This window comes from Actinomadura rupiterrae, assembly GCF_024172125.1.
Lineage (GTDB): Bacteria > Actinomycetota > Actinomycetes > Streptosporangiales > Streptosporangiaceae > Spirillospora > Spirillospora rupiterrae.
In genome coordinates this window covers 237,100-252,468 of record NZ_JAMZEA010000007.1, presented here as the reverse complement: position 1 = coordinate 252,468, position 15,369 = coordinate 237,100, and the positions used below count along the sequence as shown (strand labels likewise).

The 15,369-nt window shown below is 71.3% G+C and carries 16 protein-coding genes and 1 riboswitch; of the genes, 9 read left to right on the top strand and 7 right to left on the bottom strand.

The window, feature by feature from the left end:
* The first annotated feature begins 61 nt into the window (after positions 1-61).
* Positions 62-1,489: a M1 family metallopeptidase gene (locus FHU30_RS25580; protein ID WP_253879134.1), complete on the top strand. Its 1,428-nt coding sequence runs from the start codon at positions 62-64 to the stop codon at positions 1,487-1,489.
* Between the two features lie 234 nt (positions 1,490-1,723).
* A complete protein-coding gene (gene serA, locus FHU30_RS25575; RefSeq protein ID WP_253879133.1) occupies positions 1,724-3,313 on the top strand; it encodes a phosphoglycerate dehydrogenase in 1,590 nt (529 codons plus the stop codon).
* Between the two features lie 620 nt (positions 3,314-3,933).
* Here the strand turns inward: serA and FHU30_RS25570 are convergent.
* Genes FHU30_RS25570 through FHU30_RS25555 form a run of 4 tightly spaced genes read right to left on the bottom strand, consistent with a single transcriptional unit; the run spans position 3,934 to position 7,839 of the window.
* Positions 3,934-4,845 carry an ROK family protein gene (locus FHU30_RS25570; protein ID WP_253879132.1) on the bottom strand — a complete coding sequence of 304 codons (912 nt, stop codon included), beginning with the start codon at positions 4,843-4,845 and terminating at the stop codon, positions 3,934-3,936.
* Positions 4,842-6,032, bottom strand: a complete 1,191-nt coding sequence (locus FHU30_RS25565; protein ID WP_253879131.1) for a sugar ABC transporter permease — start codon at positions 6,030-6,032, stop codon at positions 4,842-4,844. Before FHU30_RS25565 ends, FHU30_RS25570 begins: the two co-directional genes overlap by 4 nt.
* On the bottom strand, positions 6,029-6,766 hold the full coding sequence (locus tag FHU30_RS25560) for an ATP-binding cassette domain-containing protein (RefSeq protein WP_253879130.1): 738 nt from the start codon (positions 6,764-6,766) through the stop codon (positions 6,029-6,031). The genes FHU30_RS25565 and FHU30_RS25560 overlap by 4 nt, the downstream gene beginning before the upstream one ends.
* Positions 6,763-7,839 (bottom strand): ABC transporter substrate-binding protein, encoded by a 1,077-nt coding sequence (locus tag FHU30_RS25555; protein WP_253879129.1) that lies wholly within the window; start codon positions 7,837-7,839, stop codon positions 6,763-6,765. Before FHU30_RS25555 ends, FHU30_RS25560 begins: the two co-directional genes overlap by 4 nt.
* Positions 7,840-8,027: 188 nt before the next feature.
* On the opposite strand from FHU30_RS25555, the gene FHU30_RS25550 reads away from it, so the two are divergent.
* From FHU30_RS25550 to FHU30_RS25530, 5 genes are all read left to right on the top strand, one after another.
* A complete protein-coding gene (locus tag FHU30_RS25550) occupies positions 8,028-9,191 on the top strand; it encodes an ROK family transcriptional regulator (RefSeq protein WP_253879128.1) in 1,164 nt (387 codons plus the stop codon).
* Positions 9,191-9,862: a (2Fe-2S)-binding protein gene (locus FHU30_RS25545; RefSeq protein ID WP_253879127.1), complete on the top strand. Its 672-nt coding sequence runs from the start codon at positions 9,191-9,193 to the stop codon at positions 9,860-9,862. The genes FHU30_RS25550 and FHU30_RS25545 overlap by 1 nt, the downstream gene beginning before the upstream one ends.
* 52 nt (positions 9,863-9,914) lie before the next feature.
* Positions 9,915-11,102, top strand: a complete 1,188-nt coding sequence (locus FHU30_RS25540; protein WP_253879126.1) for a helix-turn-helix domain-containing protein — start codon at positions 9,915-9,917, stop codon at positions 11,100-11,102.
* 81 nt (positions 11,103-11,183) lie between these two features.
* Positions 11,184-11,417, top strand: coding sequence for a hypothetical protein (locus tag FHU30_RS25535; RefSeq protein ID WP_253879125.1), 234 nt, complete (start codon positions 11,184-11,186; stop codon positions 11,415-11,417).
* Entirely contained in the window at positions 11,414-11,731 is a 318-nt protein-coding gene (locus FHU30_RS25530; protein ID WP_253879124.1) for a hypothetical protein, read from the top strand. The genes FHU30_RS25535 and FHU30_RS25530 overlap by 4 nt, the downstream gene beginning before the upstream one ends.
* Here the strand turns inward: FHU30_RS25530 and FHU30_RS25525 are convergent.
* Positions 11,676-12,089 carry a MerR family transcriptional regulator gene (locus FHU30_RS25525; protein WP_253879123.1) on the bottom strand — a complete coding sequence of 138 codons (414 nt, stop codon included), beginning with the start codon at positions 12,087-12,089 and terminating at the stop codon, positions 11,676-11,678. The two genes, FHU30_RS25530 and FHU30_RS25525, sit on opposite strands and share 56 nt — an antisense overlap.
* 49 nt (positions 12,090-12,138) lie before the next feature.
* On the opposite strand from FHU30_RS25525, the gene FHU30_RS25520 reads away from it, so the two are divergent.
* A complete protein-coding gene (locus FHU30_RS25520) occupies positions 12,139-12,933 on the top strand; it encodes an MBL fold metallo-hydrolase (protein ID WP_253879122.1) in 795 nt (264 codons plus the stop codon).
* A gap of 39 nt (positions 12,934-12,972) precedes the next feature.
* On the opposite strand, the gene FHU30_RS25515 is transcribed toward FHU30_RS25520, so the two are convergent.
* Both FHU30_RS25515 and FHU30_RS25510 read right to left on the bottom strand, forming a co-directional pair.
* Complete coding sequence (locus FHU30_RS25515; protein ID WP_253879121.1) at positions 12,973-13,710, bottom strand: CbtA family protein; 738 nt, start codon at positions 13,708-13,710, stop codon at positions 12,973-12,975.
* Positions 13,710-13,934, bottom strand: coding sequence for a CbtB domain-containing protein (locus tag FHU30_RS25510; RefSeq protein ID WP_253879120.1), 225 nt, complete (start codon positions 13,932-13,934; stop codon positions 13,710-13,712). Before FHU30_RS25510 ends, FHU30_RS25515 begins: the two co-directional genes overlap by 1 nt.
* A gap of 51 nt (positions 13,935-13,985) precedes the next feature.
* Positions 13,986-14,113: riboswitch (cobalamin riboswitch) on the bottom strand.
* A 170-nt stretch (positions 14,114-14,283) separates the two neighbouring features.
* Between FHU30_RS25510 and FHU30_RS25505 the strand changes: the two genes are divergently transcribed.
* Positions 14,284-15,339 carry a 3-isopropylmalate dehydrogenase gene (locus tag FHU30_RS25505; RefSeq protein ID WP_253879119.1) on the top strand — a complete coding sequence of 352 codons (1,056 nt, stop codon included), beginning with the start codon at positions 14,284-14,286 and terminating at the stop codon, positions 15,337-15,339.
* Positions 15,340-15,369: the final 30 nt, after the last annotated feature.

The window sequence follows — 15,369 nt, the reverse complement described above, 5'->3', positions numbered from 1 at the left end:
GTATTTCCTACTTTTCCAGTAGGTTAAGCGATCAATTCCCCCTTCCCACAAAGGAGTGCGAATGCGCAGCAGCGCGCGCGCCGCTATCGCGGCGGCCGGTGCCGTCGGCGTCCTGCTCGGAGGGCAGGCCGCCGTGCAGGCGGCCCCGCCGCCGGCCGGACCGGGAGCGCCGGGTATCGGTGACAGCTACTACCCGGACTATGGCAACGGAGGCTACGACGTCTCCCACTACGGGCTCAAGCTCAAGTACCAGCCCGACACGGACCGCTTGGACGGCGTCGCGACCGTCCGGGCCCGGGCGACGCAGGGTCTGACCAGGTTCAACCTGGACTTCGGGCTCACCGTCACCAAGGTCACGGTGAACGGCAGGGCGGCGAAGTTCTCCAGCCAGGCGCCGCACGAGCTGGTGATCACGCCGCCGAGGACGCTGCGCAAGGGACAGCACTTCACCACGGTCGTCACCTACGGCGGCGTCCCGTCCGCGGTGAAGATCTACGGCTTCACCAGCTGGCAGCGGACGACGACCGGCGGCGTCGCGGCGAACGAGCCGGAGAGCGCCTGGTGGTGGTACCCGAGCAACGACCACCCGCGCGACAAGGCCACCTTCGACGTCGCGGTGACCGTCCCGGACGGCCACCAGGCGATCAGCAACGGCATCGCGACCGGCACCCGCAGCAAGGGCGGCTGGACGACCTACGGCTGGCGCGAGGACCGTCCGCAGGCCACCTACCTGGCGACCCTCGCGGTCGGGAAGTTCGACATCGTCAAGGGCCGGACCCCGGGCGGGCTGCCCTACGAGTACGCGATCGGCTCGGACCTGGCCGCCGACGTCAAGGCGAACGCGCTGACCAGCCTGAAGCGCACTCCCGAGATCCTGAAGTGGGAGAGCAGCCTGTTCGGCCGCTACCCGTTCCAGGCCACCGGCGGGACGGTCCCGAACACCAAGGCCGGGTTCGCCATCGAGACCCAGACGCGGCCGTTCTACAGCCCCAAGTTCTTCGCCAAGGGCAAGCCGAACTACAGCGTCATCGTGCACGAGAACGCGCACCAGTGGTTCGGTGACAACGTGTCCGTCCACGACTGGAAGGACATCTGGCTGAACGAGGGCTTCGCCACCTACGCCGAGTGGCTGTGGAGCGAGCACACCGGCCAGGCCACCGCGCAGGCGCTGTCGGACCAGGTCTACAACGCGCACCCGGCGGGCGACGCCTGGTGGAACCTGCTGCCCGGCGACCCCGGCGCGCAGGACCCGTTCGCGGGCCAGGTCTACGACCGCGGCGCGGTCGCCGTGCACGCCATCCGGCTCCGGGTGGGCGACGCGGCGTTCTTCAAGGCGCTGCGGACCTGGCAGGCGGCCAAGGGCGGCGGGGACGCGAGCGTCGCCCAGTTCGTCCGGCACGTCGAGCGGGTGTCGGGCAAGAACATCGACGACATCATCAAGACCTGGCTGTACACGGCGGGCCGCCCGTCCACCGCGCCCGGCCACTGATCATCCGCGGCAAGACCATCTGAACCCTCCTCCTCCCCCCGGCGCCGCCGGTCCGCCCGCTCCCGCGGGCGGGCCGGCGGCGTGCCCGTGCGGTTACCGATGAGTGTCGCGGTGGCCGCCGCCCGGGCTTGGGCGTCCCTATAGACTCGGGGGGCAGGCGAGGGCACGACGGGGTGAGCTCGCGACACATCCGCACTGATCGTGCGGGCAATCCACCATTCGAAGGACTGTTCCTTGAGCAAGCCTGTCGTCCTTGTCGCAGAAGAACTCTCCCCGGCCGGCCTCGCGGTCCTCGGTAACGACTTCGAGGTCCGCCACGTGGACGGCGCCGACCGCGCCGCCCTCCTCCCGGCCGTCCAGGACGTGGACGCGCTGATCGTCCGCTCCGCCACCAAGGTCAACGCCGAGGTGTTCGAGCACGCCAAGAAGCTCCGCGTGGTCGCCCGCGCCGGCGTCGGCCTCGACAACGTCGACGTCGAGGCGGCGACCAAGGCCGGTGTCATGGTCGTGAACGCCCCGACCTCCAACATCGTCACCGCCGCCGAGCACGCGATCGCGCTGCTCCTCGCCACCGCCCGCAACGTCCCGCAGGGGCACGCGGCGCTGAAGAACGGCGAGTGGAAGCGGTCCAAGTACACCGGCGTCGAGCTCCAGGGCAAGACCGTCGGTGTGCTCGGCCTCGGCCGGATCGGCGTGCTGGTCGCGCAGCGCCTCGCCGCCTTCGACATGAACGTGATCGCCTTCGACCCGTACGTGCAGGCCGCCCGCGCCGCGCAGCTCGGCGTCAGGCTGGTCACCCTGGACGAGCTGCTCGCCGAGGCCGACTTCATCACCGTCCACCTGCCGAAGACGCCCGAGACGCTCGGCCTGGTCGGCGACCGCGAGCTGCGCATGGTCAAGCCGTCGGTGCGGATCGTGAACGCGGCCCGCGGCGGCATCGTGGACGAGGCGGCGCTCGACCTGGCGCTCAAGGAGGGCCGGGTCGCGGGCGCGGGCCTGGACGTGTTCTCCACCGAGCCCTGCACCGACAGCCCGCTGTTCGTGCACGACAACGTCGTGGCCACCCCGCACCTCGGGGCGAGCACGCACGAGGCGCAGGAGAAGGCCGGCACGCAGGTCGCCCGCTCGGTGAAGCTGGCGCTGTCCGGCGAGTTCGTGCCGGACGCGGTGAACGTCCAGGGCGGCGCGGTCGCCGAGGATGTCAAGCCCGGCCTGCCGCTCGCCGAGAAGCTCGGCCGCATCTTCACCGCGCTCGCGGGCGGCGTCCCGGTGCGGCTGGACGTGGTCGTCCGCGGCGAGATCACCGGCCACGACGTGAAGGTGCTGGAGCTGGCCGCGCTCAAGGGCGTGTTCGCCGACGTGGTCGAGGAGTCGGTCACGTTCGTGAACGCGCCGCTGCTGGCCCGCGACCGCGGCGTGGAGGTGTCGCTCACCACGTCCGAGGACAGCCCCGACTGGCGCAACGTGGTCCAGGTGCGCGGCACGATGGCCGACGGCGCGGTGGTGTCGGTGTCCGGCACCATGACCGGGCCGAAGCACCACGAGCGGATCATCGAGATCAACGGCTACGACATGGAGCTGCTGCCGACGGCGCACATGGCGTTCTTCTCCTACAGCGACCGTCCGGGCATCGTCGGCGTCGTCGGCCGCCTGCTCGGCGACGCGGACGTCAACATCGCGGGCATGCAGGTCGGCCGCGACACCAAGGGCGGCCGCGCGCTGATCGCGCTGACCGTGGACGAGACGATCCCGCCGCAGCTGGTCGACGCGATCGGCGAGGCCGTCGGCGCCGACATGGGCCGCCGCGTGGACCTGGAGGCCTGACCTCGGGGTTCTGCCGGGGCCCAGGGTTCCGCCTGGGGCCAGGGCTCCGCCGGGGCCCAGGGTTCCGCCAGGGGCCAGGGTTCCGCCGGGGTTCGGATTTCGGACGGGCGGGTGACTTCGGTCGCCCGCCCGTTTCTGTTTGCCCAGTTCACCCCATATGTCGTCTCAACATGTGGGATGAATCGCCACCGGTCAAGACAACGCGGCGATCGCGAGGTAACGTCGCGAGTGAGCCTTAGCGGCGTTCCGTGGACCATCCTCCGCTGCCGCGAGCGGGTTCCGACCGACCCGGACCGTGCGAACCACGATCCCCGGATCCGTCCCCGCGCCTCGACGAACAGCGACCTCGGAGTTCTCCCATGCAGTCCCAGACCTTCACCGCCACGCTCTCCGACGACGACGCCGAAGAGGCCAAGCGCGCTCTCCAGACGGCTCTGGACCGCCGCGGCCTCTGACCCGGGGCCGTCGTCCGGCGGCCGTCCGCGCGACGCCCGCCGGCACCGGACCTGCGGCGTGTTGCCGCTCCTAGCAGGCGCGGGACGGCAACACGCCGCACCCTGACGTTCAAGGCGAGGCGTCGAGCGCGAGGCGAGGGCCTCTTCCCGTCAGGGCACGGTGTCTCAAGGCAGGGCGTCGAGCGCAAGGGCGAGGGCTCCCCGGAGGGCCGCGTCCGTGCCGAAATGGGCGGGCTTGAGCACCGGCGGGAACGGCACCGTGCGTGCGAGCAGCCGGTCCAGGCGCGCCACCAGCTCGGGCTCCGCGGCCATGCCGCCGCCGAGGACGATCCGTTCCGGGTCGATCGAGATCGCGAGGTTGGCGATCGCCATGCCCAGGTCGTCCAGGGCGCGGTCCCGCAGCCCGCGCAGCCCCGCCGGGACGGACGGCCCGAACAGCTCGCGCGCGGTGATCTCCCGTCCTGCCAGCTCGGACGCGCGCCGCGCCAGCCCGCCGCCCGAGACCTGCTCCTCCAGCGGAGCGCGCCCCGCCGCGTGGCCGGGCTCACCGGGGGAGCGCAGCAGGTAGCCGATCTCGCCCGCCGCGCCGTTCGCGCCACGCAGCACCCGGCCGCCCGCCACCACACCCGCGCCGAGCCCGGTGCCGAGGTTCACGTACAGGCCGGTGTCGGTTCCGGCGAGCCCGCCCCAGCGCAGTTCGGCGGCCGTGGCGGCGTTGACGTCGTTGTCCAGCCGGACGACCGGCGCGCCGAGGCCCTCGCGGAGCAGCCGGGGGAGCGGCAGATCCTCCCAGCCGGGCACGTTCGGCGCCAGCAGCACGCGGTCGTCCCGGACGACGCCGAACGTGGCGACCCCGGCCGCGACAAGCCGTCCGCCCTCGGACGCATCGCAGTCAGCGGCGGTCTCGGCGGCCAGGTGGCGTGCGGCGTCCAGGGCCCTGCCGAGGACGGTCTTCGCGCCGTCCTCGGCCCGCGTCGCCAGGCGGGCCCGGCGCAGCACCTCGCCGTCCGGCCGGGCCGTCGCCATGGCGATCTTCGTGCCGCCGAAGTCGACGCCCAGCACGAACCCCGCGCTCACCGGCGTCCGCCGCGCGCGGCCGAGTCGATGGCCACGGCGAGGGCGAGCACCCCGGCCGTCACCATGAAGCGGACTGAGGAGTCCACGTTGAGCAGCAGCATCCCGTTGGCGACGGACTGGATGACCAGGATGCCGAGCAGCGCCGCGTAGGCGCGTCCCCGGCCGCCGAACAGGCTCGTCCCGCCGATGACGGCGGCGGCGATCGCGTTCAGCAGGATGTCGCTGCCGCCGGAGCTCTGGTTGACCGCCGACAGGCGGCTCGCCGCGAGGATGCCGCCCGCGCCGGCCAGCACCGAGGCCCCGGCGAACACCAGGAGCCGGACGCGTAGGACCGCGATCCCCGCGCGTCGCGCCGCCTCGGCGTTGCCGCCGACGGCGTACACCCAGCGTCCGGGGACGGTCAGCCGCAGGACGAGGTCCAGCACGACGACCAGCCCGCCGAAGATCACCAGCGTGAGCGGGACACCCCGGTCTCCGGACATCACCGCGACGGCCGCGCCGAGCAGCACGACCAGCCCGCCCGTCCGCAGCGCGAGCGGGACGGGCCCGGACACCGGCAGGTCGGAACGGATACGGGCACGCCGCACGAGCAGCGCCGCCGCGAGGTACCCGGTGCCCGCCACGACCACGATCGTCCAGCTCAGCCAGGCGGGCAGCCACGTGTCGCTGAGCTTGGCCACCGGCCCGTCGAACGGGAGGTTGATCGTTCCCTCGCGTCCGAGCAGGTAGAGCATGAGGCCCTGCCAGCCGATCAGCCCGGCGAGCGTGACGACGAATGACGGCATCCGCAGGACGGTGAACATCAGCCCGTGCGCGAGCCCGATCAGCGCCGCGACCCCCAGCGCGAGCAGCACCGCCACACCCGACGGGAAGTGCCGGTGGACGTTCAGGATCGTCATCACCACCGCGCACAGCCCGCTCACCGAGCCGACCGACAGATCGATCTCGCCGAGCAGCAGCACCAGGACGATGCCGAGCGCGATCGTCCCGGTCGCCGCCATCTGGAGCGCGAGGTTGGTCAGGTTCTCGGCGGACAGGAAGTGCCCGTTCAACGAGCCGAAGACGGCGGCGATCAGCGCGAGCCCGGCGACGACGGGCAGCGCTCCCGGCTCGCCCCCGGACGGCCTCGGGAGCCGGACGCGCCGCCCGCCGCCGGGGACGGGACGGTCGAGGAAGGCGGAGATCATGCGGCGGCCCCCGCTCCGGTGATCGCGGCGACGACGGTCTCGGTCGCGGTGTCGGAGGTCCGGAAGACGCCCGCGTCCCTGCCGAGGCGCAGCACGGCGATGCGGTCGCTCACGGCCCGGACGTCCGCGAGGTTGTGCGAGATGACCAGGACGGCCAGCCCGCGGTCCCGCAGCCGCCTGATCAGCGCGAGCACCTGTGCGGTCTGCTCGACGCCGAGCGCGGCGGTCGGCTCGTCCAGCAGGACGACCCGGGGTTCGCCGAGCAGCGCGCGGGCGATCGCGACCGACTGCCGCTGCCCGCCGGACAGGCTCGCTACGGGCGTCCGCAGATCGGGGATGCGGACGTCCAGAGATGCGAGCAGGTCGCGGGCGGTGCGTTCCATCCGGAGCGAGCGGAGCAGCGACCAGCGGTGCGGTTCCGCGCCGAGGAACAGGTTCGCGACGACGTCGAGGTTCTCGCAGAGGCCGAGGTCCTGGTGGACGGTCGCGATGCCGAGCGCGCGGGCGTCGTGCGGCCGCGCGATCCGCACCGGCTCGCCGCCGAGCAGGATGCGTCCGGCGTCCGGCGCGACGACCCCCGACAGGATCTTCACCAGCGTGGACTTGCCAGCGCCGTTGTCGCCGACCAGCGCGGTCACCTCCCCGGCGCGCAGTTCGAGCGTCACGTCGGTGAGCGCGCGGACGGCTCCGAACGTCCGCCCGATGCCGCGCGCTTCGAGGACGGCCGCGCTCATTGCAGGCCCGCGCTCTTGCAGGCGTCGGCTGCGCCGGAGCAGATCTGGGAGAGGGTGTAGAAGCCGTCCTTGAGGATCGTGTCCTTGATCTTGTCGCGGGTGACGGCGGTCGGGGCGAGCAGGAACGCCGGGATCTGGCCGGATCCGTTCGCGACGTTCCCCGGCGCCGGCGGCTTCTGCCCGCGCGCCAGCGCGACCGCCAGCTCGGCCGACTTGTACGCCTGCGCCTTGATGTTGAGGTAGACGGTCATGTACTGGTCGCCGGTCAGGATCCGCTGGACGGCCGTGACCTCGGCGTCCTGCCCGGTGATCGGGAGCAGCGGACGGTAGCCCGCGCGCCGCATCGCCGCGATCGCGCCGCCCGCCATGCCGTCGTTCGCCGACAGCACGCCGACGATCGAGTCCCGGCCGAGCGCGGTCACCGACTGCTCCATCTCCTGCTGGGCCTTGTCGGGGCTCCAGTCGGGCGTGTCGAACTCACGTCCGATCGGGACCTTGCCGTCCAGGACGTTGTGCGCGCCCTTCTTGTAATCGGCCGAGCTGGGGTCGGTGGGGGAGCCGTTGAGCATGACGATGCGGCCCTTGCCGAGGGTGTGCCGGGAGGTGAGGGCGTCCAGGAGGGCCTGGCCCTGCATCTCCCCGACGCGGACGTTGTCGAACGAGACGTAGTAGTCGTACTTCACGCCGGTGATGAGCCGGTCGTAGGCGATGACCGGGACGTGCCGCCGTCCGGCCTCGTTGACCTGCGGCGCGACGGCCTTGGCGTCCACGGCGTCGAGCGCGAGCACCTTCGCGCCCTGGGTGAGCGCGGACTCGACCTGGTTCTGCTGCTTGCCCGGGTCCTGGTCGGCGTTGAAGTAGACGACCTTGCAGTCGGCGCACAGCTGCTTCACCCGCTGCTCGAACAGCGGCCTGTCGAACGACTCGTACCGGGTCGTCTTGGACTCGGGCAGAAGCAGCGCGATCGTCGCCGCTCCGTGCGAGCCGCTCTTGCTTCCGCTCCCGCAGCCTGCGACCGCCATCAGGAGGGCCATCGCCGCAGTCGTGGTCCGCAGTCTGTTCGTGGTCCGCATGGCCCGCACCGCCTCTGGTCGGCTCGCCGTTGCGCTGAACGTAAGGGAGGCTTCCTAACAAAGCAAGGGGATGGGACCATCCGGTCTGGGACGCGATAATCCGTGGAGCGCAGGAGCGCACGTGAGGGGGACGGGTGACGTCGGGGAGCGGCAGACCGGTGGCCAGCACCACCAGTGTGCTGAGGGTGATGAACGAGCGGGCGGTCTACGAGCGGATCCGCGAGCAGGGGCCGGTGTCGCGTCCCGAGGTGGCGCGCGAGACGGGACTGTCGAAGCCGACGGTGTCGCTCGCGCTCGCCGACCTTGAGCGGGTCGGCCTCGTCCGGACGGTCGGCCACCGCACGGGCGGCGCGGGCCGTGCCGCGATGCTCTACGAGATCCATCCCGACGCGGGACGCGCCGTCGGCATCGACGTCGGACGCGAGTGGGTGCGCGCCGCCCTCTGCGGCCTGGACGGAAAGGTGCTGGTCAGGCGCGACGTCCGCTCGCGCGCCGCCGGACCCGGCGAGCTGACCGCCCAACTCGTCGCCCTGGTGGACGAACTGGCCGCCGAAGCCGGCTGCGCGCCCGCCGACCTCACCCACATCGTGATCGGCACCCCCGGCGTCCACGACACCGAGGCCCACCGGCTGCGCCTCGCGCCGAACCTCCCCGGCTGGGACGCGCCGGGTGTGACGCGCGAGCTGCTCGAACGGCTGCCCGCGCCCGTCCTCATCGAGAACGACATCGCTCTGGCCGCGCTGGGCGAGCAGGCGCACGGCCTCGGCCGCGACGTCCCCGACTTCGTGTTCCTTTCGGTCGGCACAGGACTCGGGATGGGGATCGTCCTAGACGGCCAGCTCTACCGAGGCGCCCGCGGCGCCGCAGGCGAAGTCGCGTTCCTGCCCCTAGGAGAGACCGACCCGCTCACCCGCGCCCCCGAAGCCCGCCGCCACGGAATGCTCGAAAGCGTCCTGTCGGCCGCCGGCCTAGTGGCAACGGCCCGCCGCCTAGGCATGGACGAGCACCTCACCACAGCGGACGTCTACGACGCAGCCCGCGCAGGCGACCCCCTGGCAATCGAAGCCGTCCAGTACGAAGCAGGCAACGTATGCCGCGCCCTGGCCAGCGTCATCGCCGTCTTGGACCCGCGCCTGGTAGTCATAGGCGGTGGCCTTGTTCGTCACGGCCAAGACGTGCTCCTGGACGCCGTCCGCGAACGCCTGGCAGACATGACCCCACTGGACCCACCCCCAGTCGAACCGTCCGCCCTAGGAGCAGAAGCAACGGTCCTGGGCGCACTAGCGATCGGCGTAGCAACAGCTCTCGACATCGTTTTCAACCGAGTCGTAGCCGAACCGGCGGTCGGCTGATGACCAACCCCACGCAGGCCCTAGAACGCGCCGCGCAACTGGGCCCCTACTTCGGCATCACCACCGACCCGAACGAAGAGGTAGACCCGACCTGGCGCCCCCTCCCTGAAACCGACCCACACCACCTGAACACCCTGATCGACCAGTACGCCCAACGCCTAGGCACAGACGACCGCCGCGTAGCCGCAAGCATCCTGTTCCAAGGCATCGCGTCCCGCCTATGGTCGCCGGTAGTCGCATGCGCCGCCCAAGGCGTAGTCCCCAACCTGGAGACTTTGCATTGGCGCTGGGCCCCAGGCGCCCCCATAGCCCTATGGCTGGCAGACCCAACCGGCTGGCCCGCATCCCCAGACAAAGCGTTCGAGACGGTCGTCAACGGCCACCTCAACCCCCTACGCGAAATGCTCCTCAAGGTGGTCAAACTCGCAGACGGCCTGATCTGGGGAAACGCAGCATCCGCGCTAGCCGGAACCCTCTATGCAACCCGCCTAGCCCCAGACCTGGCGCCCACCCTGACCCCCTTCGTCCAAGCCCTGCTCAAACGCCCGCCCCTCGACACCGCAGGAGACTTCGGCCCGCGAGGCTTCATCCGAAGAAGCTGCTGCCTGTACTACAAGGTCCCACCCGGCGGCGAAATGTGCGGCGACTGCGCCCTCCTCACCCGCAGATGAAGCCCCCCGCCCCGTAGCCTGAAAGGGCGACGGCTCGGGAGGTGCAGGCTCCATGGTGGCGGACGGCACGAGGGAGACGGTGGGCACGCGTATCGCACGCGCCCGCAAGCGCCGTGGTCTCACTCAGCACGGATTGGCCGAGCGGGCGAAGTATTCACGTGGCCACATTGCGCAGGTGGAGGCCGGGCAGAAGGTGGCGACGCCGGCGTTCGTGGCGGCTGCGGCGGCGGCGCTGAGTGTTGATCCGGCTGACCTGTACGGCCAGCCCTATCGGCTGCCGGGGCACGATGACCGTGTCCATGCGTTCATCCCCGAGCTGCGCCGCATCCTGGCGGACGTGGACGTCGGCCCGGCGCTCGCAGGCCCGCCGCGCAGTGTGGACGTGCTGGCCGCCGAGGTGGCGACGGGCCAGAAGCTCATGCACAACGCCCAGCTCTCCAAGCTCGGCGCGCGCTTGCCCGCCGTGTTGGAGGAACTTGCCTACTGGGCCCACGAGAACGGCGACCCGGAGGTCTGGGGGCTGCTGAGCAAGGCGCTGAGGCTGGGCGTCAGCCTCGCGCGCAGGCTCGGGTACAGCGGCGACGCGCTCGCCCTGCTGGAGCGCGCCTCGGACACCGCGCGGCGCTCGGGCGACCCGAACGTCCCGGCGCTGATCACGCTGGCCCGCGCGCTGGTGCTGCTCGGCCTCAACCAGCACCGTCCCGCGCTGATCCTGCTCGACCGGGCCGCTGCGAACCTCGATCCGGGACGTCCGGACGCCGCCGAGGTGGCCGGCGCGCTCGACCTGCGCTCGGCCATCGTCGCCGCCCGCGCCGGTGAGGCGGGCCGGGGCTGGGACTACTTCGGCCAAGCCGTGGAGCGTGTCCGTGCAGGTAGGACGGGCCCCGTCGTCCACGGGCTGGAATTCACCCCCGCGAACGTCGCCATCCACGGCGCGGCCGTGGCGTCCGAGCTGGGCGACACCGCAGAGGCCGCCCGCCGCGACCACGAGATCGGCGAGCGCACCCTCACCGCGCTGCCGCCCGAACGCCGCGCGCACCACGAGATCGACATGTCCCGCGTCCACGTGGAGGCAGGAGACCACGCGAAGGCACTGGAACGCCTGGCGAGCGCCGACCGCATCGCCCCGCAGATGGTCACGTTCCACCCCACCGCGCGCTCCGTCGTCGCGCACCTCGTGGACGTCCGTCGCGCGCTACCCGAACCGCTCAGACGCCTCCAACAGCGCATGCCCGTCTAACACCCACCACCCGCTCCCGGCAAGCCCGTCGTGCACCAACTTGGAACATTACGGAGCGTCCCCGCCGCCAACCTGAGTGTCATGACGCAGAGGGTGCGCCTCACGGCGAAGCAGCAGGAAGCGCAGGAGCACGAGCTGGGCCGGGAGTTTCCGGGGTGGTCGATTATTTGTGCTCGGGATACCGGGAGGTGGTGGGCGCTGCGGGGGCCGGGGCCTGGCGAGGTCGTGCAGCATGGGGCGTCCGCGGCGGAGGCCGATACGCCCGAGGGGCTGCGGGACCAGCTCCGCGCGTACGCGCGGGAGGAGGACCGGTGACCGACGTTCTCCGGGAGCTCGAAGAGCTTCTCGTCCGGCGCGGGTTACGTGTGAAGGCGCTGCTGGGGCCGCCGCCTCAGGAGACCACGTCCTCCCTGCTCATCACCAATCCGGTCGTTCCGCATCTGGGCGAGAGCGTCGTGGTGCGGGCCGGGCGGCTCGTCGACTCGTCCGGGCTGGGGCTGGGGGACGTCCCGCATGCGGTCGATGAACTCGTGAGCCGTCTGGACACGCCTCAGGAGATCGCGTCGCGCATTGTCAGTGTGTGCAGTGGTGGGTTGGGTTTGTGGGGACTTGGCCGATGGCGCGTTTGAAGTCGGGGCAGTCCACTACTGGGTCGTGGGTGCAGGTGGACGCGTGGTGGAGGCTGTCGCGTAGGCGGGTTAGCTGGGCTATCTGGTTGTTCAGCTCGGCGGTCTTCTCGATGATGCGGTCGCGGATGGCGGTGTCGCCGGGGCGGGCCGCTAGGAAGCCCGCGATTTCGGCGATGGTGAAGCCGGCGCTGCGGGCGCAGGTGATGAGGCCGAGGCGCTCCAATACCGCCGGGTCGTACGAGCGGCGGAGGCCGTTGCGGCCGGCGGGTTCGATCAGGCCCTTCTTCTCGTAGAAGCGCAGGGCGGACGGGGCGAGTCCGGCGCGTTGGGCGACGTCGGCGATGTCGAGCAGGTCCATGCGAACGCTCCTTGACTTGAACCGCGCTTCAAGTCGCAGCATAGCCCGCATGAAGATCCATCACGTGAACTGCGGTTCGATGACCACGCTCGAAGCGACCTACGAGGGCCCGGCCGCCAAGCCTGCCGTGAATCACTGCCTGGTCGTCGAGACCGGGGACGGGCTGGTGCTGGTCGAGACCGGGATCGGGCTCGGCGACATCCGCGACCCGGACGGCACGCTCGGCGCGGACTGGGTAGCGATGACCGCACCCGTCCTGGACGAGGCGGAGACGGCGATCCGGCAGGTCGAGGGGCTCGGGTACGACGCGTCCGATGTGCGGCACATCGTCCTGACGCACCTGGACGTCGATCATTGCGGCGGGCTTCCTGATTTCCCGGATGCGGCCGTCCACCTGCTGGCGGCTGAGCGGGACGCCGCGTTGGCTGCTGGGGCGTCCTTCCGCTACCGGCCGGCGCACTGGGCGCACGGGCCCAAGTGGGTGACGTATGACGGAACGTCCGAGGAGAGCTGGTTCGGCTTCCACTCGATCCCGCTGGACGGGTTGCCGCCCGAGATCAGGCTCGTTCCGCTCGGTGGGCACACCGACGGGCACGCGGGTGTCGCGGTCAAGGGTGACGACCGGTGGCTGCTGCACTGCGGCGACGCGTACTACTACCACCGCGAGATGCAGGACGTGAAGGAGCCGCATCCGCTGCTGGACATGGTGCAGACCAACTCGCAGGTCCATGAGGACCTGCGGCTGGGCACGCAGGCGCGGCTGCGGGAACTCGTCCGCGACCACGGGGACGAGGTGGAGGTGTTCTCCTCCCACGACCCGTGGGAGCTGGCCCGCTACCTCTGAACGGAGAAGGGGCCGACGCGCGCCGTCGGCCCCTTCCCGCTACTTGCGCAGGGAACGTTCGGTCAGCCAGCCGAACAGCAGTCCCAGCGTCGCCCACAGGACGGCCTGCATGCCCAGCGAGGCGATGCGGAAGTCCCAGAGGGTCTCGGCCGGGAAGTGCTCGGGGATCGCGTCCGGCTTCGGGGTGATCTGGAAGAGCACCGCGTTGACCAGCACGAACCCGATCGCTGACAGGGTGACCGCGTTCCATGTGCCAAGGCGCGGCGCCAGCCGGCGGCAGACGATCACCGCGGCGACGACGGTGGCGAGGCCGATCGCGATCATGCCGAAGTACAGGGCCGTCCGGCTGCCGATGGTCGACGGGTTGCCGACCGCCGGGGGAGTGGCCGGGTACTTCAGGAACGGGACGCCCTCGACCGCGACGAAGCCGAGCAGCCCGACGAGGGCGGCCGTCGCCCGCCCGTGGAGGGATCCGAGGCGTCCGTAGGCGAAGGCGAACGCGATCGCGAAGAGCCCGCCGATCGCGACGCCGTAGAACCCGACGGCGGTGATCAGCCCGGCCGACTTCTGGACCGCCCGGGACACCACCTCGGGCTCGTGCCCCGCGTGCTCGGAGTGCGCCTCCTCGAACGCGATCGCGTTGCCGACCTGCGGCTCCCCGTAGATCCACGCGACGACCAGCGCGAGCGCCGCCCCGGCCATGCCGACGAGCATCCCCCGGACGAGCAGGGAACGCATGGTCATCGGGCGCGGGGCGGCGGACACGTCCGCCGCCATCAGTGGCAGGGGAAGCCGAGCAGGTGCCGGCCGTCGTGGGTGAACTCGTGCACCCACGTCCCGGAGAGCAGGGACGTCGCGCCCTGCTCGGCGCCGACGAAGTAGATCAGCACCAGGCCGAGGACGGCGGCGAGCACCGCCCACGGGACGATGTCGCGGACGGGGATGCTCAGCGGCGCGGGCCGGTGGCCGGCCTGCTGCCCGGGAACGGCGGACTGTGCCATCAGGGTCTCCTCACGGGGTTCACTCGCCCCGGTTGCGGGAGGACGACGGGTCAGTGTCCTGACTCCCAGATCGCCGCCTCCCCCCGACCTTCCAGCCGGTGGTCCGGCCGTGGTCGCGCGCGAGGGGAGACTTCCTGGTCACAGTGGCGGGACCGTCCCGGACTCGCACCGGGTTCCTGCGCACCGTCGCCTCGTTGTTCACTTGTCAGCCGAAGCGTCCCTTTTCAGGGCCTTCCACGTCAAGCCCGGTGGGCCGTCCGGAGGGTGGCGGGCGCCCGGGACCGCGACCGATCGTCTCAACTCCTGAGACCATTGCTCATCAAGTGAGACGTTGCGGTAGAGTCCCGTCATGGCTTCCCGCAGCATCCGACTCGCGGCCATCCCCGGTGACGGGATCGGCCCGGAGGTCGTCGCCGAGGGGCTGAAGGTCCTCGACGCCGTCGCCCCCGCCCACGACCTGGTCTTCGAGCAGACCGACTACGACCTCGGCGCCGCGCGGTACCACCGCACCGGCGAGGTCCTCCCGGACTCGGTCCTGGCGGAGCTGCGCGACCAGGACGTCATCCTGCTCGGCGCGATCGGCGACCCGTCCGTGCCGTCCGGGCTGCTGGAGCGGGGCCTGCTGCTGCGCACCCGGTTCGAGTTCGACCACTACGCGAACCTGCGACCGGTCAAGCTGCTGCCCGGCGCGACGTCCCCGCTCGCGGGCGTCGGGCCGGACGACATCGACATGCTGGTCGTCCGGGAGGGCACCGAGAGCCTGTACGCGGGCACCGGCGGCGTGATCCGCAAGGGCACCCCGCACGAGATCGCCACGCAGGAGAGCGTGAACACCGCCTTCGGCGTCGAGCGGGTCGTCCGGTACGCGTTCGAGCAGGCCGCGGCCCGCCCGCGCAAGAAGCTGACCCTCGTCCACAAGGACAACGTCCTGGCCTACGCGGGTGATCTCTACCAGCGCGTCATGAGGCGCGTCGGCGAGGAGTTCCCGCAGGTCGAGACCGACTACTGCCACGTGGACGCGGCCACGATGTTCTTCGTGAACCAGCCGCAGCGGTTCGACGTGATCGTCACCGACAACCTGTTCGGCGACATCATCACCGACATCGGCGCGGCCGTCGCGGGCGGCATCGGGCTGGCCGCTTCCGGCAACGTCAACCCCGACGGCACCGCCCCGTCCATGTTCGAGCCGGTGCACGGCAGCGCGCCGGACATCGCCGGGCAGGGCAAGGCGGACCCGACTGCGACTATCCTGTCGGTCGTGATGCTGCTTGATCACCTCGGCGAGACCGCGGCCGCGCGCCGCGTCGAGTCCGCCGTCGCCGAGGACCTCGTCGAGCGCGCTGGGACGGGCACCCGCTCCACCGCGCAGATCGGCGACGCCATCGCCAAGCGAGTAGCCGGGTAGGCGCGCCTACCTGCCGGTAACAACCGGGCG